Here is a 22,603-nt window from a genome sequence, read left to right as displayed (position 1 = left end):
TTTTTTAGTCTAATTCTATAACTGATCCGCTATAGCGGCTTAACCATTTACCCGATCGCTTACATTCGACGAATTCATCTTTGGCTAGATGCATTTCTGCAAACGCTTTAGCAAGGCGAGTATCTTTAATTTTGAATAGTTGGCAATAATCTGCTGACGCATATTCGACAGTAACGAACAAAAAGCGACGTATATGAATGCCCACTAAACTTGCAACATATGTATAAAATGCTTGCTGTAAATCGTATTTCAACGAGCGCATTTGTCTTGAAAAATCATCTGGATTAGCGGAGCGAGTAGTTTTTACATCAGCCGCTTCATCGTCAAACCTAAGCCAATCGAATTTAACCTTCAAAAGTAAACCTGAACGTGGGCAGCGTGAAATAATGGCAACCTCTGGTAAGCCATAATTAATGTATGCATCAGCTTGAGGTTCATTTTTTAAAGATTTAACAATTCGTATAGCGCTATCCCACACTTGGCCATCAACACCCAGCTTACCGCCATACAATGTTTTTTCTTCGCCTTCTATTACTGCGGTGCTTTGTGCGCCCTCTTTTTCGCGATTAAGTCGTAGTAAATGTTCAAAAACTCTAGCATTTGGATCATGTTTAACCAATCGCTCAGCTTTAACAGCCTTAGTTCCTGTTGTTTTTAGATTATGCTTTTCCAGCTCAGCTTTAATTTGCGCTTCAGTATGCAAAGCATCCGGCTCATCAATAGGTAGTAATTCTCTAAAGTATTTGTTGTAAAAGTCTTCTGGCTCAAGAATTAGTTCATGGCCAAGTGTGCCTGCATCTAATGTGCGTTGAGTTTGAAGCGTGCGCTTAACTTCAATACCTGATAAATATTTACGGTAGTAATGAGGTGGTGACTCCTTGAATTCTTTAAGTTGAGATGAGCTTAAAGCAGGGAGGCTATGGTACAAATCGTTAGGCATATTAATGTAAATGCCTTCAATTAACTCCCCTTTAGAATCAACATAGTTAGGCTCGCCATTAGCATCGAAAGCTTCTATGGCTTTTTCTACCCAATTACTTAACTTAGGTGCAAGTTCTTCATTAGAGATAGCTTCTTGAATCTCATCAAGACCATAACTTAATTGTTTTGCTGCTGACATTGGTTTAACCCTTTAACTATTTATGCCGACCATAATGCCATAGATAGAAATTCAGGCTACTAACCTAGAATTGCATATTAATCAGGCAGTTAATCTTGCTATAAGCTAAACTTAATCAGTACTAATTTCATAGAGCATATAATTTTGATTACACAATTCTGGTATTACACACCAAGATTATGTAACGCATACGGCGTTAAACACACAATTGTGGTGTTGCTCACCAGTAATATGTAACGTGAACGGTATTGAACACACAATTATGGTGTCACACACCAAGAATATGTAACGTGTACGGCATTGAACACACAATTATGGTGTCACACACCAATAATATGTAATGTGTACGGCATTGAACACACAATGAAGGTGACACACACCATAAATATGTAATGTTCACAGTATTGAACACACAATTGTGGTGTCACACACCAAGAATATGTAATGCCCACGGTGTAGAACACACAATTATGGTGTCATATACCAAGAAGATGTAATGTATACGGCATTGATTACATAATTATGGTGTCGTACACCAAGAATATGTAACGTGTACGGCATTGATTACATAATTATGGTGTCGTAAGCCAAGATTATGTAACATATACGGCATTGATTACATAATTCTGGTGTCGTACACCAAGAACATGTAACGGTAAATCTTAATTTCACAATCACGGTGTGGTACACCAAGAAGATGTATTGTATACAGTATTGAACACATATTTATGGTGTACCACACCAAGAAGATGTAATGTAACTAGCATCGATTACACAATCATGGTGTCACACACCAAGAATATGTAATGTACAAAGCATTGAATACACAATCTTGGTGTGAAATATTACATTATTAGATTAAAATTATTTAGAACCCAACAATACTGGCGTCCGACTATGAGTAAAAAGCTAAGTGATATACCTATTTCAAGAACTAACTTACCTAAACATATTAAACAAGGTCATAAATTGGTATTTAGTCGGAAAGACTTATCACCACGCGAGGCCGATTTATTTGCTCTAATGATGGCTCAAATGAAAAGCTCTGACTGGGTTAAATCAACACCACAATACACTTACACTGCCAACCAATTATCTGAATGGTTAAACATTGATTCAAAACATATTGGTTCGGTGCTAGCTCCTGCTGCAGAAAGGCTTGCAGGTTATAAAGTGGGCATCAAAATTGAATCTGAAACGGAAGATGATGAATTCGATTACAAACCTCTATTCAAAAATATCAAATATAAAAAGGGACTATTAACGATGGTTCCTAATGACATGCTTGAGAGTGAATATATTGAATATCACCATGGGTTCGCACTGATAACTACAAAAACATTCTTAGATCTAAAACAAGAGTATTCTAAGAGGCTTTACGAGTTGCTAAGCCGCTTTAAAAAAGATGGATTTGAGATGCATTTTATTAAGGTTGATATACTCAAAGGCTTATTTGGATTACTCGACGAAAGAGGAAAACTAAAAAAGAATAAAAGCTCATTTAAAAACAATGGTGTTTTTATGCAGCGATGTATAAGAGATAGCATTGATAGATTAAGCAATCACCCTATAGTTAGGAAAGAGCTGCTATTTCTGGAAAGTAAAACAGGTGATATTGGGTATGAAGTTAAAACACAAGGAAATCGCATATCTGAAATTAAATTTCTTATCAAATGGCATGAGAAAGGCACGTACCATGAGCTGAACACTCAAGACGCTCTACAAACAGTGAAAGAAATGATTGCAAAAAAAGTTACTCTTAAAGAAAAACTTAGTGTTCCCGAGTTAACTAAACTTATGATGGCATATCGTTATTTAGAAATAGATGAAGAAGCGGATAAAGTAGAAAAAGCATTACAATCTTATACAGAAAAAGAAAATGTAGAAAAGACTGTAACTGAAGATGAAAAGAGTGAGCTTGAGTCACTATTAGAGTTAACTAAAGATCTAGATTACTAAAATTTAGACACCATAAATGTGTTAACTATAAACCGGTTAAGTGATCAGCAACACCATTTAAGTGATCAGTAACACCAGTATTGTGATCCTAACCACCAACTTTGTGATCAGCATTACCATAATTAAGATCTAGATTGACTTTTTTTATGTTTTAAATCAAAGAGATACAAACCCTATAGTTTTATATCTCTTTCTAGTATTTATACATTTAATATAAATTATAGGGTTTGTGGATATGTGTATAACTTTTTAAAAGCAATAAATCCCAGTTTGTAGCCAGAATTTTCAAATATGTTTAACTACTGAAAAAACTGGAGTCAAACAATGTCACATAACAACTACATCGATTTATTTTTAAATAAAGAATTTAGAACTCAACTTATAGCCACGTATGAAACTAATAAAATTGACCGTTCATTTGATGTAAATGAAATCAATAGCCAATTACGTGAACTATTTGCTTGGATAACCTCTCAAGTTAACAAACAAAAATTATATAGCAACCGTAAACCTAGCTTTGACAGCATAAAACCTAAAGAGTTAGCTCGCTGCATTCTTGAAATAGCCAATATGGGCTTATCTATTAATCCATATGACAAAGAAGCCTATTTGTTTATACATTGGGAATCTCACTGTGAACAAGTATTTCCAACTGTTCAAATTGGTATCCAGGCCATGAATCAATTTTACGGCGCCTGTTCCAAAATCAAATCTACCAACTTCAGTGTTGTGCATGAAGGCGATCAATTTGAATGGTACGGTGAAAACACGCCACCGCGATTCATACACTCATATACAACCGATGGAAACGCCATTGTAGCCGCTTTCTCTGTTATCACCTTTACGGATGGTACATTCTATTGCTCGTACATTGGTACAAGTGAAATTCAATCTATTATTTCTGATAAAACACATATGGCAGATGATGCTGGAATAAGTGCTTGGGTTAACTTTACGAGTCGCTGTGTGCGCAACGTCATTTTACGCAGGACATTTAATAGTCTCGCGAACTTATTAGGCTTACTACCGAATAACAGAAGTATTAATGACTCTGGTGTTGTTGTTAAATTTGAACAACAAACGCCGAACGTGCCACAAACTAAGAGTTTTACTGAGGAGTCAGTGAGTGATGAGGATTTTGCCGCTCTCTTGGCTAATCAATTAGAACAGTAGTCAGATTATTGATATGGCCTATAGTGGCCATATCAACATGATTAATTAAAGGGTAACTATCGTGCGTAGAATTATTATAGCTATAGCTGAGCACTACAAAAGTAATAAAACAGCAAAAATCACCCAGTTTATTCAAGGTGAATATAACCGTGTTGTAATTCACGAGAACACGCCTATTTCATTGCACGATGTCAATGAATCGGACGTTTTGCTTGCTCTTAATGAAACATTGTTAAAATTAGAATTGGATTTAAACGAATTACTTGATTTTGTGAGTATTGTGCCTGCAATTGACCGCAATACTAAGCAACTGACGGCTGTTGTAGAGCTAAAATCGGGCTACTTTCGTCACCTGATTAACTCAAGCGCAAAGACAAAGGTTCATGAGGACTTTATCCTATACACCACTGATATGTACCAGCTTTGCGGTAACGATAACCATATTAATTATCGTGAGTTTCCTAAAAAGCCTGACAGCGAAGTTATCGCTGCATGTATCAACTTCAACATAAACAAAGGTAAGGGTTCGTGTGGGCTCTCTCTTAAAGAGCTGGAAGCAATTAAGAGACTCTACATTGATATTAAGTACGGCGGCTTCAATGCATTTGATGATGATGAATGGCTTGATATATACAAAGCGTCCACTTATCGCCGCGCATTAGAAGATGATGCATTACAATGCCCCGAAAACATTCTCGGTAAACCTGTGACTGCTAAGTATAAAATAGCGGTAGAAATGCATAACGTATTTTTTCGCAAACAAGAAAAAGCAGACTCTTTGATTAAGAATGACTTTGGACGGGTAATTGGTAGAAAAACCAACCTTTTCTCCCCTGCTGAATTAATTAAACAGAAAAACTTACCGCGTTATGGTGGATTTAAAATTGCTGCATCGCGTGGCCAAAGTGCCACCAGCACTCTTGATAATAATGTGGTTACTTTAGACCCATTTGATTTTGGTAATTTCAACCATGAAATATTGGTTAATAACAAACGCAGTGAGATTGAGCCGGTAAAAACTATATCACCGGCAGAGCATGAACATATTGAATCATCTGAAGAACTTATTGTTAGCGACTTTCTTTGTTAAATAATTAAAAGTGAAATAAATGAATATTAAAACTCGTGTCATATTAAAATGTAATGAAAATGAGCGCAAATCAGTACGCATAATGGTGTATGAAAACGACTCTGAATTTTTCATACGTTTAGATCTGTGTGGTATGGGTTTGAACTTTGAGTATGAAGAATTTACTGCTGGTGGCTTTAAACGTGAACATTTGGCTTATGAGCGCCTTGAAGAAGAAATTACATGTTTAGAGCAAATTGATTTTGAAGTTGCAAAACGTAATGACAATCCAGTCCAAACATTAGAGCTAGAACAACTAAAATCGAAGCCTATCATGCCTCTGTCGTACTCAAAGTTAGATGACAAGCAAATCGATGGCCTAACAAATCATCCGTGCTTAGAAGTCTATTCAGGCATTCAGTCAGTCATTGTATTTGATGAATTTTACAATGTTAGATTCTATCCAGCTAACAAAATTGGTATTGAAGGGGCTGTACTACCTTTACCAACGACATATACGAACATGATCAAGGCTGCTTTTAAGCGACTTGGCTTGGGATACACTATTGTAGAAGGCTTCTATTCAGCTAGATTTGGTTTTACGGCCGTTGATGCTGCGATAGTGAATGGTAAAAAGCTAATAGATGTTCGTTACAGCGAACGTTTTAAATTAATGAATAGCTTTGTAAGTAAGGTTAATTCCAGTTTATTTAAAGCTGGTGACTTAAAAACCTCCAGTCGTACTAATTTAGGATGCAGCGCATACTCAGTTGTGCATAGTTCAGTTTTATTCCTTAAAAAAGAAAATTCAGTTCCATTGTCATTGATGAATGACGTTAATAGTCAAATTGATACTCTTATTATTGATGATTTAATGCCTGAGCGTGCCTCTTTGCACTTAGATGGGGAGTTTATCGAATGTTTGAATGTTACTACTGGTGTTATATGTAAAAGACCTAGTGTGTTTTACAGTCGGTCTAATTACAATTTTTTTGAATATGCTAGTGTTGCGTGTGTTCGGACTGAGAATGATCAAAGGGAGCCTTTGATTTTTTTCTAACTACGCTTATATCACGTTGCACTATTTGTGATAACAGTTGCGCAGAAACAGTAAAATCCTCAATAGTTTTACAAAGATTGTCAGATCGGACGCCGCCATATAAATCAAAATGCCGACGCGCCTCTAAATAGTTCTTATCTCCATCTTGAACTATTAAAAGTTTTATATCGTGGTTGCCTTCGTTTTGTTCGTTTACCCATTGGTACGGCAGCGATGACAACTCACATAGTCTTATACGCATAAGAAATTGTTCTATATAATTATCATGATGCCATTGCCCCGAAACTGAGTTTAAAACTATAAAACCGGCCTTTGGTCTGTCGATGGTAAAGTGATACCCACTGGCCTTAGAATAATTAGCACATATTTTAACTTTTCGCCCTTTAAATGCATTCTCTAAGAAGGCCATCATTTCCAAGCTTGAAACTGCATCAATTATACTGTCGTGGTTTTCAAAGTATGAAACCCCAGCCTTTATAGCCTCAACATGTTCAAATATATCTACACTCATATTACTCCCTATGGACTAAATTCAAGGTTACAGACTTGTTTTGGGTTGGCTTCCCCGGATACCTCAGCCCATGCTGCAGCAGCAATGTATGAACTCTTTGATATATCTTCTTCAGAAAAACTTAGTATTTCAACACGAACCCCCATCGACGTTTGAATTAATTCAGCCATCACGGGCTCTGGCGTCAATACAAATTGAAGTAACTCTTTCGTCATCTTAATGTCGATGTTAGAACATGCAATAGCCTTGGCGTAACAAGATAAACTGAGAAGTAATGTTTTATTTGTTATTTCAAATAAGTTATTACTTTCGTTTCCCTTATTTAAATTCATTGCTTCTAAAAGTGCTCTTCGCGTATTGGACTCAATTTTGATGAAAACTTTTTTCCAGAAATCATTTAGCTTAATGCTAAGGGATTCTATTTCCAAATTAAGAGCGATGCCTTGCATACATTTTTGACCTATACGAGCGACGCATTGGGCGGGGTCTATTATCGGCGTTTTTCTTTTGTATCTTACAGATCTATTAGCTATTTCAATTATCTTTGATAGCACTGCGCCGTCTGTATGGGCCAATTGTACTATCTTTGCAGTGTTGTAATCCTGGTTAAAGCATGCATTCTTTAGCTCACTTATCACTTTGTTATTAGCTTTAACCAAGCTGCGTCCAGCGCCAAAAAGACGCCGGACCTCCAAAACAACAAGGGATTCATTACTCAAATTTAACATTCAATTTTCACTATTTACTGCCGGTGGTCTTCTAATACCATTTGGTCAATTGCATCCATGAAAGAGTAACCGTTATCAATTAACTCCTGCCTGCGCTGCTTTTCGTCGGCATTAGTGGTTAATGTAAGCTGTATGCGTCTATCAGTATATAATCGACAGACTTGTGATTGTCCTTCATACTTTATAAAAATCTCTGAGTAAGCAATATCAGTCCTTGATGGATCGGGTTGGACCGTATGTGTTGATTTTATCAGTTTAAAATCCAATTCACTACCAGAGTATGCTTTTTCATTCTGCAGTTTTTCAACGGCCTCTTCTCTTTGTTTAAGTAAAAGTAGCCAATTTGAGTTATCAAGAATTGCTCGACCTACATCTGAGCTATAACCATCCATTACAGATTGAGTGATTAGCCCACCAGCAGCATTATATTTTCTGAAGCGTCGCCAAGCTGTTTCTAGGAATTGACTAAAAAAACCAAGCCTTGCTTTTGTTGCTTCATCTCCCTTTAAATATTCCCACGCTTCGTCTAGCAGGAACATCCGACGACGTGCTTGCCCACCAAGGTACATTGTTTGCTGTATTGACATAATTACAGACATTAAAGCAATTGTTTGTAAGTGCGGGTCGCCTTTAAGCTCTTCTAGCTCAACTACTACTAGGCGAGAAGAAAAATCGACTGGCGGCTTTTCGGGATCAAAATATGCGCCATAGTAAAACCCTTTACAAAATGGTTTAAGCTGGTGGCCAATTTCTCTCACCGCTTCATGTTCACTTTTTACACACAGTTCATAGTAATCATCAATACAGGCCTTATTACCTTTGTCATTCCATAGCGCTGTTAACAGGGTCAACATTTGCGAGCTTTGAAAGTCTGAAATTTTACCTGAAGGTGCTGCCATTGTTTTTAGTTGCGCTAGGCATTGTATACCTTGACCTTCTTCACCATCAAACTCATGAATATATGAGAACGGGTTTAGTGTATAAGCCAAGTCTTTATTGAAGACTAAGAATTGCGCTTCATGCAGCTGCTTTGCTAGACCTTCGTAAGAACGCCCCACGTCAATTACGAAAACTTGAGTTCCATCATCAAAATCTTTGTTTTGTGCTGGGTTATCGGGATCATCTTGTAACTTAACGCCAGAAGAAAGCATGTTTGCAATGAGGTATCCCGTAAAGAAAGACTTACCTGCCCCGGAAGTAGCTGCAATATAAAAGTTATAGTTTGTCTGTGATTTAAAAAAGTCGATATTTACCAACTGACCTAATCGGGACGTTAATAATAGTCTAGGTTCCGAGGTGTTACCCGCCCAGCTCCCCATGTGAGGTGTTAAAAAAGGAAGTGCTTTTGAAGTACATACATTATAACGGCCAGAGAGATTAACAACTTCTTCGCTAAGCCCCATTGGGAGTGAGCTTATGAACATCGGTACTGTGAAAAAATTATTATCAACCAGCGTACAGCCCTTACGCTCGTAGAATGCAATAAGTTCTTCTGCAAACACGTCAGCTCGCTCTTCATTTTTAGCAAATACATTTACTTGTAAGGCATACTTAACAATAGTTGATTTTTCTTGCTCAATTTCGCGATTTATATCGTTAAAGTCTTTATTTTGGAAGCGTAATCGGTCAACCCATTGCACTAACTTGCCTTTTGCCTGTGAGTTTATAAAACTACGTTTAGATTTAATATCTTTAATAGCTTTTACTGCGTCTTCATAATACATATTAAGTGTGATCATGAAGTGCTCTGTCAAAGGTGCTCCCTTACCTTCGAGCCAATCACCAAGCAAGTCCATCATTTGACCATAAACCATGTTTTCTGGCATTTCAGTTACAGACAACGATTTAATGTATTCACATTCGTTATCTTTATCATCTAGTATTTTTATGCCACTACCTTCTATCTCAACTCGCTTGCCAGGATCTAAAATCTGATCACGCATTAAGCCCGAAGCTTGTGACTTTTCTTTAAAATGCGGGCGTGTACGCCACTTGTCTTTATTGAACATGTTGAACATAACGCGTAAGCGGCGACGAAAACCTACATCATCAAGCTCTACTGCGCCTAAAATTGACAGTGAGCGTAAAGCGCGCTTTTTAACATCTTTGGCTACCGTTAGTTCATTACTAGTTGGTACAAGTTGTTTAATAGGTATTTTTATAGTAAATATGAACTCAAAAGTTCTAAATATAAAATCCGATTCATTTATTCCTTCGTTTGTACCTTTGCGGTAGAAATCATGAACAGCTTTTGCTATGGATGAAACTTGCTCTTGGTCTTTACCTAAGTAGCGTCCAGTTCGTGCAGCACGAAAACCATAGAGCTGATTTTCAATATCAGGGCTTGAAATTAAAGATGCCTGTATAAGTGTTCCTTTGGGAAACTTTGTTTTGTAAATACCGGTTAAGCTATTTAAAATTTCACGATTACCGCCGTTTGTGGGCATTGATCTAAATGCAAAGCCAAGATAAGGCCCCTCTAGTAAAAATAATTTTTCATCCTCCCAGTATTCTAAGTACGGGAATAAATCAGCAAAAGCTTCGTGCTTTAATAATTTTTCGTTACGGCGGCGAAATGCAGACATTTTTAAAATACCCCTTTAATTACTTTCTACGGTTGATTGGGTTTACTACTTCCATAGCATCGACTCCGTTTGAGCGATTACGAGCACGGTTGAATTGCTCTTCACTACGGCGTTTTACTTCTAACGGTACTACCCGAGAAGGTCTGTCGTTGGCAGCTTCGCCATAACTCCACCGTCTTGGTGTAACCTCAACAAATGTATATCCTGGCATATGTAATAAACCGTCTGAATCAGTATACGAGGCAATTAATACACGCATAACTTGAGCAGGCTCAAGCGTTGCTAATGGCTCAGGTGCGAGTGGTTCATTATTGCTTGGCCACTGTTCATATTGATTTTGTTGGTATGAAAAACGGGTTTGCGGTAATGCTTCCGGTGTTTGGTAATTATCGGGTGTTTGCTGGCCGTCTCCACGCGCAGCATAGGTAACGCCATTGTCCGTATTACGCTTACTAGATTTATTTTCAAGTTTAGTTGTTTTGTTTTTATTGCTAATAACTTGCTTTGTTTCACCATCACTTTCGTACAACGAAACGTGATTTGTGTTTTGGCCATTGCGGTATGCGTTTAGCTCTTCTTGGGTTAGGTTCTCAAGACTAACGCGGTTATTAGTTAATTTATAAACATCACGAGGTCCACCACAGACACCGCCTTTTTTTAAATTTGGGCAGGTAAATTCTTCTTTACCTAGTGAATTAACACACCCTTGAAGGCTTAAAGCACTCATTACCAGCGTTAAAGTAGTTAAAAGCTTAAATTTCATTGTAAGTCCTTAAATCTGAATGATTACACATGTTATTTGTTTGAGTGAGGTAGCGTGGGCATTGGCGCGGATCAGGTTCACTGCCAATTGGTGACATACAGCCACCTAATGCACTTACCAAAATTATTACTGTTAATGTTTTAATCATAATGATTCCAACCATTTATCTAACTCAATGGGCGCGCCTTTCGACACAAGGCCATCTTCTCGTACAACATGCGGTAAATTGGTGATTTTAAAAATTTCCTGCATATAAACAGTAAACATTAAATTTTGGTCAGGGCAGCCTTCATTGGTGTCCAAGAATGATTCGCTTGTGTTGTTAGCTAAATCTTCTATTGCAAGCTCTCTATCTGGTGCACAAAGTATGCTCATGCTGCGTTTTACTGCATCCTCTCCACCAATCAGCGGCATCATGACAAATACGAAATGGTATTTTTCTTTGTTAGCGTTAATCTTTGCTACAAATTCTTGGGTATGTTTTGCTGTTGGGTCCCCAAAAATAACTCCTTGGCGCGGTATATCAGGGTTACCCAAAACAAGTGAAGCTAGGTCTTTTTGGAAGTCGAATTTCATTTCAGATAATGGCATACGTAGTGTATCGCGCACATCGTCAACGGTTTTGAGCGTTTTTCTATGCCATACGTCCTTTATTGTTCCTTCAATAGCAAAACGACCGTCAGAACTAATGATATAACTTCCACTTTGAGCTTCGACAAAATACAAGCGTGAGATTGGTAGCTCTTGAATGGCGTTTACAGCTCCGTATTTTCCAAGGTCACGTTTTGTTTGCTCTGCAAATTCAGTGCGTGACGGTATAGGTAACTTAACTTCATCTTTATTTACTTTTTCTTCTGCAAAAACAGAACCGCTTAGAAGTGCCGCAATAATGGGGAGGGTTAGTAATTTCATTTACTTAACGCCTCTCAGATTTTTAATTAGATCATCAACTGGTGCATATCCTCGTTGAACTAGTTGCCCATCAATTGAGAAAACGGCAGGCGTTCCAGTTACACCTAAACTTAATCCCAGTGCAAATTGCTCAGGGATTGTGTTTTCGCACGTACTTCTTGGCACGTTCGCTCTATGTGCTGCGGCATCTAAGGCCGCTTTAGGGTTTTCAGCGCACCACACATTTTCTAATTTGTAATAAGCACCAGTGTACTGTGTTTTATTTTGTTGGTTGTATACGCCTTGTCTTGGCCATGCTGCATAGTGGACAGTTACACCCGCTTGGTTGAAGTCTTCTACTTCATTATGAAATTTTGTGCAGTACGGGCATGAGGTATCGTAGAAAACTACTATTTCACTTGTTTCGTTTTCAGCCTTGTATGTAATAAAGCTATCTTTTAATTCAGTAATTTTCTTTCCATTTTCTTTTGCTAAACGCGCTTTAGTTAAATTAGGGAGGCCTTCTTTAGCTTCATGAACATTACCAGCAACAATATATTTTCCATCTTTAGTGGCATAAAACACGCCTTTTTCGGTAACAACTTGCACCATATTTGGAAGTGGTGATTCTTCAATTGCGACAATTGGAATTGGTACAAGTTTTGTAAAGTTATCTATAGCGGCTTGCAGTACAATTTCTGCTTGGCTTTTTTCAACTTTTACGCCTTCGGCATTCGCTGCTAACGAAAATGTAACGCTTAATGCAAGCGTTACCATATTCTTCATATTTAACTTCATAATTAAGGCCTATCTAATGTGATTAGGCCTATTTTTACATCCTGTAAATGGCTTGGCTAAAAATACAGAGGGTATAAAGTGCCTCTCTAATTATTTAAATACTCATTTGAATCGTTATTTTTAAAATTATTCTGTGGATTTAAAACCCGTCACCCAATCCCGCTATAACCCCATTTATTTACGGTTGTTAAACCTTTTAAAATTAATCTGTGAATTTAAAAGCTCGATCACCAAATACGCTTGTACTTATTGACTCTTTTACGCTCAAACTTTCTTCAACACTAGCTAACCCCATTATTTACGCGGGATTCAACCTAATTCCCGTTCGGTAGTCAGGATTTCAAATAAACGTAGTATTGATTTAACTTTTACGGAGAGTAGCCCTAATGTCTTTTATTAAATTACCCTGTGCAGACTTTATATCAATTTTAAACCCTATCGCTCGCCTTGCTTGCTCTAACAAAAAGAGTAACGGTGTGCTTGAGTTCGCTCGCATTCTTATTACGAATAAAGGTGGCAAGCTTGCTGCTTACGCGAGTGCTTCAAATGGTGGTCAGTCTATGGCGCGTAGAATAGAAAATTTTGAAAGCGATATAGATATGCTGGGTGAAGATAAAGAGGTTTTACTTTCAGGTGAAAAGCTTTTATCCATTGTTAGTGCTTATACGTCTTTTGATGCAAACGAGCCTGTAAAAATCTCATGGGATGATTTTAGCGAAAATGGTGGGTTAATTACTGCCAAACGTTCAAAGATGAAAATTGATACCGCAGACCCTAGCGCGTACCCAGCACCACCAAAGTTAAGTGCTGAACATTCAGTATTAACTATTCCCCTAAAGCGACTTCAAGACGTACTTGTGCAAGCGCGTGGCTCTGTGGCGGTCAATAACAGCACAAGACCTGCCCTAAATGGTGTAAATATAAAGCTAAACTGTTCAGCAAAAGTAATTTCTTTAACTGCTACCGATGGATACCGTGTTTACGATAATAAGCTTGATGTTACAAATTCTAAGAATGATTTCAATATCGTTATTCCCACTAAGTTAATTGATATGATTCAAGGACTAAAAGTAAGTGATGCAAGTGAGTTAGTACGCCTACGTTGTGATACCAATTCATGCGAAATCACCTTTAAAAGTACACTTATTCGCTCTCAGTTACTTGATAATAAATTCCCTGACTTATCCGAATTATTTTTAAATGAACCAGATTGGTTAATGGATTTAGAGCAAAAAGATATGGCTGATGCATTGGGGCGCTTATCTGCCGCCATTGACAAGCGTCTACCCGCTATAGAGTTATTGATTGACGATACAACTCAAGAAACCCATTTACGCACAGTGCAAGGCGGTAAAACGCTTGGTGAGGACTATCTTAAATCAAAGGTGACTCTTAAACCTGAAAATGCGCTATCTGTAAATTTAAACTTCCTAATGCAAGCAGTGGCTAACGTAACAAGCAAAATTGCGCGGATTGGACAGCACCCGAAAGATAAATATCTCGTTATCCAAGGTGAAAATGAAACCAGCCGCATGATAGTGCTACCACTACGAACCTGATCAGTAGCCAGAATATCGCAATTGGTTAGCATACTTATAACTTATTAAGTCTTGGGAAGATTATTAATGAATACTGTAACTGAAAAGAATGAAGCCGCAGCTACTACGGCAAATGCATCTATTACTTCACGTAGCATCACTGTTAACCCTGCTGAACAGGGGGTAACACGCGCAGAAAAAACGATGAACAGGCCTTTAACGAACTGTGTGAGTCAATTCGTAATATTGGCATTATACAAAAGCCTGTTGTTCGCACAAACAGTGAAGGTGAGCTTGAAATCGTTGTTGGCCACAGACGCGTATCAGCGGCTATCAGTAACGGTTTAGAATTAATTGATGTTGAGCATAAAGAGCTTACTGACCGTGAAGCTATGGAGCAGCACCTTTGCGAAAATACAGTGCGTCAGGACTTAGACTTTGTTAGTCAAATCCAAGCGTCAAAACGCTGGTTAAGCTTTTTCAATGGCGATAGAGAAAGTGCAGCCAAGCGCCTTATGTGGAGTGTTAAAAAACTAAACGAACGACTTGAGCTAGTTCATTGTTGTGATCAAGTATTGGACGCGCTAGACAAAGGCAAGATTAAAGCAGGTCATGCATTAATTTTATCTATCCTGCCAGAGAAAATTCAAATCGGCACATTAAAACGTGTTATTGATGAAAAATTGACTGTCGCTGAGTTAAAACAACGAGCAACTAAAGTTCAGTTGCCATTAGGTACGGCCAAATTTGATAAAGCAGATTGTAACTCATGTAAACATAACAGTGAGCGCCAAGTGGGTTTGTTCGATTTAGGTGATGAAAAAAGCTCTACGTGTTCGTTTGGTACATGCTACCGAAATAAGACACAAGCATATTTAAGTGACCAAAAAAATAAGTTAGAAGAAAAATACGGTAAAGTTTTATTTTTTAGTGAGTCTAATCCAGCCGATAGACGAAAAGTTGATACAACTACCGTAGGTGAAACACAATTCACTAGCGGTTGCGCCCTTTGTTCTAAGCGCATCAGTATACTCGATGACCGCCCAGCACATGAAGGCACTGTTATTGAAAATCAGTGTATTGATGTTGACTGCAATGATAAGTGTGTTGCAGCACTCGCTAAAGCAAAAAAAGCAAAAACGAAAAAAATTCAAAAAAGTATTCCGAAATCCGAGAACGACAATAAAAGTAATATTGATGAAGCGGATACTGAAACAACTAGTGCGCCTGACGAAACACAAGAAACTGTAGAGCCTGTTGTTTGCCAACCTTCAAACGTGGTCATTGAGTCTCATAAAAAAGAGTTGGTGGACTTTGCTCGTAATGAATTAAAGGATAACGAACTATTTAGATTAAGCCTTGCTGTTGCGTGTGTAACTAGCGCCCACTCTAAGCAACGAGGGTTTAATAATGTTGCAAAAATAGCTACTGAGCTTGCTTCAACCAAAACGAAAAAAGAAATCTTGGATGAACTTTCAAAATCTATTACTAATTTCATATTAACTAGTGATGGTGCTGATAATGCAAATGCATTCCAATTTTATGAAGTCGCATTTCAAAGTATTGATGGGCTTGCTGATAAAGCAGTGCAAGAATGGCAACCGAGTAAAGAGAATATTTCAAGCTACACGATTGAGGGGCTTAAACAACTATGCTCTGGTAGTGGCTTTGCACAAGCCGCTAATAAACATGCGGAGGGTAGCTTTAAAATAATGCACACTGGCAAAAAGACCGATTTTATTAAATCAATTTTAGGCACTAAATTTAACTGGCAGAAATACGCGCCACCAGCGTTATTGACACTACTCAAACGCTAATCCCTTTTTACATAACTTCCCAACCCAAACCGCTACTTCCCGATCAGTAGCGGTTTTTTTCGTTTGTTTTACTATGTAGACACTTAAAACATAGATACTAACTAAACGAGATAACCATGTTAAACACTCTTAAAAAAATCATTGATAGCGCGACATTAGCGGGAGTAGCAATTAACGTTACTTCAAAAAACGACACTGAGCTTGCTATCGTTTTTACTCCTAAGTTAGCAGCATTAAGCAAGTCTGGTAAATCTGACATATTAGAAGATGGTAGGGCTAACGCTGAGAGCCATTTTAACCTTCGTGCAGCCCTATCGACCCCTTGGGTTATGACAGGCACACCTGAAAGCATAGAAACGCAATTAAATGACTTTTTGCATAGTGCTGGCACTCCATTAGAGCAAGCAAATTCAAATATGAATAACTCAAGCTTTATAGATGCCTTAAATAGCGCAACGAAAGCCGTTGAAGCCAACAAAGCCCCTGCCGTAGCCCCTAAAGAAAAGATAAAGCCTAATACTGCAACCACTCCAACTACTAAAGCACCAGCTACTACAGCAGTTAAAAATGAATCAGCACAAGCACCTGTTGTAGTTCAAGAACCACCAGCAGTTGAACACGATTTATTTAATGGTTTCGATGATATTGACAGCATTTAATTTTAATAAGTAAGGAATAAAAAATGAATAAACACAAAAGAATTTTCAAAGTGGGTGCGCGTGAGATTGATGCACCTTTACCAAATGGTTCTCTACAAAAAAATGTTGAGCAATTAATGGTTAACTTCCCTATGTTTCGCTTCACACATATTCTCGAAGTAGATGGGATACCGCAATCTGATGGCTCAATTCTATACGAAGTGGAGTTACCGCCATGCAAAACGAACGGGTAACACCGCAAGCTCAATCAAATTTAGATTATTTGATTGAGCTTAACAAAACCGAACACAGTGATAACTCAGTAAAATCAAAAGCTAGTAAGCCAAGTGCAAGCATTAAATTTAAGAAGGAATACAAAACATGCGATTCATCGAAGGTTGTGGTTTTGAAACAAAAATTAAAAAAGATACACGCGCCAATAAACGTATTAAGAATGTTTGCACCGCCATTAATGTAACTAACCCATTAGTTAGCCTTACTGGTGAAACACTTGTTTATGAAAACTCTAATTACTTTAATTCGTTAAATGATAGTTACTATTTAAGCCAAGTATCTGACTTTATGGAACATTATTCAGATACTATTATTAGTGCTATTAATTTTAATTTGATTCACTCAAATCAACTTCCTAATCTACGTCCGACAACGATTGATGAAGCAAAAGAGTCAATTAGTCTTGTTCGTAACTTACTTGCTAACGTCCCCGTTAAGCTTATTGAACAGCTTATGCCGCATATACACGCTGCTAAAAAAGACTTGATTGCTGGTGGTGTGCCAAGTGAGCTAATTGAGGAATTTGACGCTCAATTTAGCCCTGATTTTGACTTTTCTTACAACAATTCTGAACTTGTATTTGAGACACCTAATATTGAAGGGTGTTTGATTGTTAACATTGATAGTTTTCGCGCTAACTCTAAAGCCGCCAGTGCCTTAGTATCATTATTATGCAAGGGTAACTTATTCGATCAAGGTCATAATGCATCTTATTACAACCACATGGAAAGTTGTGAACCAATCACGGACACCAAAATAATCGCACAAGTTAATAAACTGCTATCGAGCAAGTTGGATTTAGACGAATTACAAGACCAAGCTGCGTGGGTTAAGTTAGCGTTACCTTTACTGGCACGTATTCAAAACGAATATGATCTTGAAATATCTGAGTTACTTTTAATGAACTTTAATGACTTGGATGCAGAGCGATTGATGGCGTGTGATGAAGGTTATGTAGATGAACTTGCTAACAGCCGTATAAACATAGACTGTGAATTGGAGTCTCTGGTGACTTTTTTCCATCAAATGCTTACTAGAATCGCCAGCTTTAGCTATTTAGCATCAAGGTTTCAAGACCCTGATATGTTTTCAAAGCTTAACAACAAAAGGGCTAGTTCTGCCAAAATACTGACAGCAATTTATGATGTTGCCAGTAAAGCAACTGACAACGGTTACTTAGAAATTGCTAATGAAGATCATGTTGGACTAAGAACCTTCGTTTTAACTGATTACGTTACTAGCGATAATGAAGCTGCCTACGGTGTGATTGACGATGTTTACAATCATGCTTATGAAGTAGACGAGCTAACATTAAGCTATAAAATGTCACTGACAGACAGCAATATAACGACCGTAAAAAACACGTTGATTAACTCGTATTGCATGAACTTTTTATCTTTCCTTAGTGATCGAGCAAAGCAATTTAATTTTTAGTTTGGGTATTCCCGTTCGGTAGCCTGAATTTTCAAATATTTTATTATGAACCTATATTAAATGTAGGAGCGAATAGAATGTTTGCACAAAAGAGTTCTGATGATTATATAAAGCAAATCACCAATATCGAAGAAATTGGTGGCATGAAAGGCCATTGTGCCATAGTTGTTAATCAGTATGAGTCATCTACCTATCTTACTTACCATGACATTGATGCGAATAATAAAATCAAAGATGGTAAATTCATCGACATTGCTCAAGCAGTAAAAGCACTCGCCAGCTTAAAAGACGAACCTATAGAAAGCGAAAGTAACTGGATAGATACAGACATTTTGTATTCAAGTGACAATCAATTAATCTGGTATGTACCCGCTCATAAAAGAACACTTTGGTTTGTTGCTAGTGAAAATAAATTCTCAGTGAAAGTTCACACACCATCTTTTGTTTTTTCCCTAAATCGCAATGCCCGAAATTTAAGAGTGTTTAGCTGTAAATCAAAATCTCGCCCAACCCCTGAAACAAAGCTCTACAACGCCCCATTGATGAATGTAGGTATTAATGGCTCGCTCTGCTTAGGCTCTGCGACATTGCCTGATAACGTTCAATCAGATAGCAAGCAAATACGTACTGCGTGTGAATCAGCGCTATTTGATACCAATTTTAGCCACGTAAATAACACTAAAACCTTTAAGAGTAAAAGAGAGGTGACGACAACAAGGCATGTTGCTTTTTGGAAGAAATTTGAAAAGGAAAACCGCGAACCTAAAGCGAGTGAACTTGTATTGTCTACCGTATCTTTTAAAAAATTAACTCAAGGAGCATAAGATGTATAAATCACCGCAATGGCTAACGGATAATGAATTTCAAAACAAAAAAACTAAAGTTGTAATCATTGGTGCTGGTGGTACTGGCTCTGAGTTAATAAGTCAAATTTTCAAAATTAATTACACATTAATGGAGTTAGGTAGTGCTGGCCTAGACGTAACGTTAATTGACGATGATGTAGTTAGTCCCACTAATTTAGGGAGACAGTCGTTCTACCATTTTGATCTCGGTTTTTCTAAAGCAAAGACACTGATTGAACGCTTTAATACGTTTGGTAACTTAACGTGGAAGTACGTAGTTGAACGTATTACGCCCGATAATATAAACAAGTATATTCCCAATAACTGTGTAGTTTTTACATGTGTTGATAATCCAATTGCGCGTGTTACCGTGGGTGAGTATTTAGAAAAGCGGCTACACAGCGAAGTTTTATGGATTGATGGTGGGAATAGCAGAGCTGATGGGCAAGTAGTGCTTGGTACGTATGAACAGAGAAAAGACCTACCATACCATCGCTTACCTTCTGTTTTTGACTTGTATGGGGAGCAGCTAAAAACACAGGAGTATATTGCAACCGAAAGTTGTTCGCATGTTGAAGCAATGAGATCACAAACGCTCGGTATAAATAATGCAATAGCATTACAAATGACGCAGCTCTTTTGGCAGTTAGTCCGTGAAGGTGAAATTACAGCGCATGGCGCTTTAGTTGATTTAAAATCTTTTACTGTTAATGCCTTGCCAATCGACCCTGAAATCTGGACAATGTTTGGCCTCACCGATAAGCGCACTTAATTTGGTGATGAAGGGAGCACACAATGAAAAGTTATAGTTTTATTTTCCTCTGTAAACAAAGTGGCAAAGATATTCGTAAAACAATTAATACTAAAGGGGAATGTGTTGGTTATGCTCTGGAACTGGCTGCAAAAGAGGCGGTTTCAAAGTTTGGTACACAAGAGATTTATTTAGAATCATTTTCACTCAGTAATTTTTAAACCCATTTCTGTAAAAGTTCTGCATCTTAATTTAGCCCATTCCCAATCAGTAGCGTGATTTTCTTATTCTGGCAAACTTAACTCATATTCAATCTAGTTAGGTTTGTCATTATGAAAATAGATACTTACCAAGAGCGCCTTGCTCGTATTAAAACTATTCCAGACTTACACAATGAAGTCGCTGACGCAAAGCGTACAAGCATGAAAGTTCGATTACATGCTAAGAGCCGCATACCGCTAGAACATCGTCACAGTACCGCCCTGTTGAAAATGTACCCTGAACTAAACGTGCTTTATACAAAAGCTAAATCGGTTGAACAGAAACTTCAAATTAATTTTCTACGCATTAAAGCTAATTTACGTGAAGGCGATATAAGCGACCCTATACCTAAAAATGCAATTTGCCACATTAGGCGTAAAGCGCGTAGCTATTTTCATGTTTTAGGCAAACTTCCTAGTGCAGTCACTTTTGAGGGTTGTGAATACAAAAGTAATTCGTTCATGGCTTTTGTAAGCGACATTTCAACCACCAGCTATCAATAGAGAGTTACCCCATGCTTGCCATTAAAACACCAAAAGAAATGAAAATATCACTCCTGCAATTGTCTAATATCTTACTGCATAGAGACTTTATAAAGTTGCTCTTGAACAATAACCATCGCTTTGAGCAATTCCCTTTCGTGAGTGAGCTGGTGGAACGCGAGTCATTAAATACGCTGGCAGAATTAAAGGTAGTGGCCAAAAGCGTAAGTGAACGCAGTGAATTTAGAAAAGCGGTATCGTTAAGTGATAAAGATTACATTATCAGCATAATCACTCAAGCATCGGCAGCTATCAATACACTCGCTGATTCAATGTGTCCAGACCCAGTAACAAAGCAATTATCTTCTTTTTCAGTACGCAAAGATGAAACATTTTTAGAAAAAGCGACTCAGTTCTTTGGTGCTGACTTTGGGTTGAGTGTGAGTTCTTCAATCAGTATTAGCACAAGTGGGTATGAGGCAAGAGACAACTACAATGTACCTTCACTCTATTACTTTATAGGCTCTTATTTAAAGCTTAGGCATACAACTAGCTATATAACACATAGCCCCATTGCGGAAGGTTTAATAAATCATGTATTACTTCGAGGGCGTGATTACATGCTTAATGGCCATCCTGCAGATCTCTTTGCTCATGATGTTTCAAATATTACGACCGCTAAAGTAAATGGCCTACAGGGTATTTACTTGCATGATGATGCGCTTATTACGAAAGCCTCTATCGAGGGCACAACAAAGCCAGAAGGTAACTACTCAACCTATTATGATTTCTCTGAGCTAAGTCAAACTCGTTTTGAGTTGGTGGGATAAATTTACAGAGGGTGTTTTGACCCTCTCTATTTTTTTCACTTTCCCTCAATAAAGGTAAAACTAAGTTTAATTATTTTGTACTTCGAGAGAGAAACGAATGAGTATTTTAAATTACATATATAGATTTTTAAGATTTTTTATTGCTGCAACCTGCTTTACGATCATCTTAACAGCGTCAATTATGTTTATTTGGTTATCTATCCTCCCCCCAGTTCATATTGAAACAGATGCTAATGTCGCTATCAACGAAACTCAGTATGTTTTTGCTGTATTTAAAGAGAGCGTTAAATATGCATTATTGCTTATTAGCCTTTATTTCATAGCAGAACGCTGTCTATTGAATGCAGAAATGAAATCAGCCTCATTCCAGAATTATAAAAAGGCCAGAGGGTAAATCTAGCTTAGTAGCCAGAAATGTAAATGATGCTTTAATAACCAAATACACCAACAAACTTTATAGAGATTTTTATTATGTTCAATCAAACGCTAGTTCTAGGTAATTTATTCCAAGACCCGATTCTTCGTTATACAACGCAAGGTACAGCTATCGTTAATATTCGTATCGGTACAAATACATATTACAAAAGCGATGGTGAGAATAAGAAAAAAACTGAAAGCCATGATGTTTTTTTCACAGGTACAGTGGCAGAAAATATAAATACATACCTTAAAAAAGGGAGTTTGGTGTTTGTACTCGGTGAGCAAAGCACTTCTATTGAGAATAATTCAGTGAAAGGTAAAATTTATCATAAAAATATTAAAGGCCACACTATCAAGTTTTTAGATGGTAAAAAGAAAGACCATGCTTATACCGATAACAATGCAAACGAACTTGACGATCAACACCAAGATAATAAACCTGCACCCACTACTCATAACGAATATCAACAGAAAAGCGCGGGAGTTCAGCAGCAAGAACCACACAAGAGCGCCCCAAGACCTAGCAATCAATATCAGGCAATGCATGCTGAAGGCTTTGCACCTGACTCAGATTTTGAGTAAAACCATCAAAGAGTGCCACTGAGCACTCTTTTTTCATTCTTATATCTAATACCT

23 protein-coding genes and 1 pseudogene are annotated in these 22,603 nt (G+C 37.6%); 16 read left to right on the top strand and 8 right to left on the bottom strand.

Going from position 1 to position 22,603, the window contains the following annotated elements:
* Nucleotides 1-4: 4 nt before the first annotated feature.
* A complete protein-coding gene (locus L659_RS0116425) occupies nucleotides 5-1,120 on the bottom strand; it encodes a PD-(D/E)XK nuclease-like domain-containing protein (protein ID WP_024591265.1) in 1,116 nt (371 codons plus the stop codon).
* A gap of 897 nt (nucleotides 1,121-2,017) precedes the next feature.
* Between L659_RS0116425 and L659_RS0116420 the strand changes: the two genes are divergently transcribed.
* The 4 genes from L659_RS0116420 to L659_RS0116405 all read left to right on the top strand — a co-directional run bounded on the left by L659_RS0116420 (nucleotide 2,018) and on the right by L659_RS0116405 (nucleotide 6,381).
* On the top strand, nucleotides 2,018-3,079 hold the full coding sequence (locus tag L659_RS0116420) for a replication initiation protein (protein ID WP_024591264.1): 1,062 nt from the start codon (nucleotides 2,018-2,020) through the stop codon (nucleotides 3,077-3,079).
* 324 nt (nucleotides 3,080-3,403) lie between these two features.
* Nucleotides 3,404-4,252 carry a recombinase RecT gene (locus L659_RS0116415; protein ID WP_024591263.1) on the top strand — a complete coding sequence of 283 codons (849 nt, stop codon included), beginning with the start codon at nucleotides 3,404-3,406 and terminating at the stop codon, nucleotides 4,250-4,252.
* Between the two features lie 61 nt (nucleotides 4,253-4,313).
* Nucleotides 4,314-5,342: a hypothetical protein gene (locus L659_RS0116410; RefSeq protein WP_024591262.1), complete on the top strand. Its 1,029-nt coding sequence runs from the start codon at nucleotides 4,314-4,316 to the stop codon at nucleotides 5,340-5,342.
* A 19-nt stretch (nucleotides 5,343-5,361) separates the two neighbouring features.
* Nucleotides 5,362-6,381 (top strand): hypothetical protein, encoded by a 1,020-nt coding sequence (locus L659_RS0116405; RefSeq protein WP_024591261.1) that lies wholly within the window; start codon nucleotides 5,362-5,364, stop codon nucleotides 6,379-6,381.
* Here L659_RS0116405 and L659_RS1000000123735 read toward each other — a convergent pair.
* The 7 genes from L659_RS1000000123735 to L659_RS0116375 are packed head-to-tail and all read right to left on the bottom strand — an operon-like array spanning nucleotide 6,323 to nucleotide 12,657.
* On the bottom strand, nucleotides 6,323-6,892 hold the full coding sequence (locus L659_RS1000000123735) for a hypothetical protein (RefSeq protein WP_139016102.1): 570 nt from the start codon (nucleotides 6,890-6,892) through the stop codon (nucleotides 6,323-6,325). The genes L659_RS0116405 and L659_RS1000000123735 overlap by 59 nt on opposite strands.
* 8 nt (nucleotides 6,893-6,900) lie before the next feature.
* Complete coding sequence (locus L659_RS0116400; RefSeq protein WP_024591260.1) at nucleotides 6,901-7,620, bottom strand: HDOD domain-containing protein; 720 nt, start codon at nucleotides 7,618-7,620, stop codon at nucleotides 6,901-6,903.
* 14 nt (nucleotides 7,621-7,634) lie between these two features.
* Nucleotides 7,635-10,205, bottom strand: coding sequence for a TraC family protein (locus L659_RS01000000123055; protein WP_024591259.1), 2,571 nt, complete (start codon nucleotides 10,203-10,205; stop codon nucleotides 7,635-7,637).
* Between the two features lie 19 nt (nucleotides 10,206-10,224).
* On the bottom strand, nucleotides 10,225-10,968 hold the full coding sequence (locus tag L659_RS1000000123265) for a TraV family lipoprotein (RefSeq protein WP_024591258.1): 744 nt from the start codon (nucleotides 10,966-10,968) through the stop codon (nucleotides 10,225-10,227).
* Nucleotides 10,958-11,116: a hypothetical protein gene (locus tag L659_RS1000000123730; RefSeq protein WP_155945836.1), complete on the bottom strand. Its 159-nt coding sequence runs from the start codon at nucleotides 11,114-11,116 to the stop codon at nucleotides 10,958-10,960. Before L659_RS1000000123730 ends, L659_RS1000000123265 begins: the two co-directional genes overlap by 11 nt.
* Complete coding sequence (locus tag L659_RS0116380; protein WP_024591257.1) at nucleotides 11,113-11,880, bottom strand: hypothetical protein; 768 nt, start codon at nucleotides 11,878-11,880, stop codon at nucleotides 11,113-11,115. The genes L659_RS1000000123730 and L659_RS0116380 overlap by 4 nt, the downstream gene beginning before the upstream one ends.
* Nucleotides 11,881-12,657 carry a thioredoxin fold domain-containing protein gene (locus L659_RS0116375; protein ID WP_024591256.1) on the bottom strand — a complete coding sequence of 259 codons (777 nt, stop codon included), beginning with the start codon at nucleotides 12,655-12,657 and terminating at the stop codon, nucleotides 11,881-11,883. It lies immediately after the preceding gene.
* Nucleotides 12,658-13,043: 386 nt separating this feature from the next.
* Here L659_RS0116375 and L659_RS0116365 point away from each other — a divergent pair, with 386 nt between their 5' ends.
* The 12 genes and pseudogenes from L659_RS0116365 (at nucleotide 13,044) to L659_RS1000000123260 (ending at nucleotide 22,549) form a co-directional block, all read left to right on the top strand.
* On the top strand, nucleotides 13,044-14,216 hold the full coding sequence (locus tag L659_RS0116365) for a DNA polymerase III subunit beta (protein ID WP_024591255.1): 1,173 nt from the start codon (nucleotides 13,044-13,046) through the stop codon (nucleotides 14,214-14,216).
* A 170-nt stretch (nucleotides 14,217-14,386) separates the two neighbouring features.
* A pseudogene (locus L659_RS0116355) lies at nucleotides 14,387-16,012 on the top strand (PRTRC system ParB family protein); the annotation flags it as partial.
* Between the two features lie 116 nt (nucleotides 16,013-16,128).
* Nucleotides 16,129-16,671 (top strand): hypothetical protein, encoded by a 543-nt coding sequence (locus L659_RS0116350; RefSeq protein WP_024591252.1) that lies wholly within the window; start codon nucleotides 16,129-16,131, stop codon nucleotides 16,669-16,671.
* 23 nt (nucleotides 16,672-16,694) lie between these two features.
* Nucleotides 16,695-16,904 carry a hypothetical protein gene (locus L659_RS0116345; RefSeq protein ID WP_024591251.1) on the top strand — a complete coding sequence of 70 codons (210 nt, stop codon included), beginning with the start codon at nucleotides 16,695-16,697 and terminating at the stop codon, nucleotides 16,902-16,904.
* Between the two features lie 127 nt (nucleotides 16,905-17,031).
* Complete coding sequence (locus tag L659_RS0116340; protein WP_024591250.1) at nucleotides 17,032-18,378, top strand: hypothetical protein; 1,347 nt, start codon at nucleotides 17,032-17,034, stop codon at nucleotides 18,376-18,378.
* A gap of 77 nt (nucleotides 18,379-18,455) precedes the next feature.
* A complete protein-coding gene (locus L659_RS0116335) occupies nucleotides 18,456-19,202 on the top strand; it encodes a PRTRC system protein B (RefSeq protein WP_024591249.1) in 747 nt (248 codons plus the stop codon).
* 1 nt (nucleotide 19,203) lies between these two features.
* Complete coding sequence (locus L659_RS0116330) at nucleotides 19,204-19,995, top strand: PRTRC system ThiF family protein (protein WP_024591248.1); 792 nt, start codon at nucleotides 19,204-19,206, stop codon at nucleotides 19,993-19,995.
* Between the two features lie 23 nt (nucleotides 19,996-20,018).
* Complete coding sequence (locus L659_RS1000000123725; RefSeq protein ID WP_155945835.1) at nucleotides 20,019-20,195, top strand: hypothetical protein; 177 nt, start codon at nucleotides 20,019-20,021, stop codon at nucleotides 20,193-20,195.
* Between the two features lie 111 nt (nucleotides 20,196-20,306).
* Entirely contained in the window at nucleotides 20,307-20,738 is a 432-nt protein-coding gene (locus L659_RS0116320) for a hypothetical protein (RefSeq protein WP_024591247.1), read from the top strand.
* 11 nt (nucleotides 20,739-20,749) lie between these two features.
* Complete coding sequence (locus L659_RS0116315) at nucleotides 20,750-21,547, top strand: hypothetical protein (protein ID WP_024608182.1); 798 nt, start codon at nucleotides 20,750-20,752, stop codon at nucleotides 21,545-21,547.
* A gap of 97 nt (nucleotides 21,548-21,644) precedes the next feature.
* A complete protein-coding gene (locus L659_RS0116310; protein ID WP_139016103.1) occupies nucleotides 21,645-21,941 on the top strand; it encodes a hypothetical protein in 297 nt (98 codons plus the stop codon).
* A gap of 77 nt (nucleotides 21,942-22,018) precedes the next feature.
* On the top strand, nucleotides 22,019-22,549 hold the full coding sequence (locus L659_RS1000000123260; protein ID WP_024591244.1) for a single-stranded DNA-binding protein: 531 nt from the start codon (nucleotides 22,019-22,021) through the stop codon (nucleotides 22,547-22,549).
* Nucleotides 22,550-22,603: the final 54 nt, after the last annotated feature.

This window comes from Pseudoalteromonas sp. S8-8, from assembly GCF_000497875.1.
In the GTDB taxonomy this organism is placed as follows: Bacteria; Pseudomonadota; Gammaproteobacteria; order Enterobacterales; family Alteromonadaceae; genus Pseudoalteromonas; species Pseudoalteromonas arctica.
The sequence above is the reverse complement of the archived record's forward strand: the minus strand, read 5'-3'. Positions and strand labels throughout refer to the sequence as shown.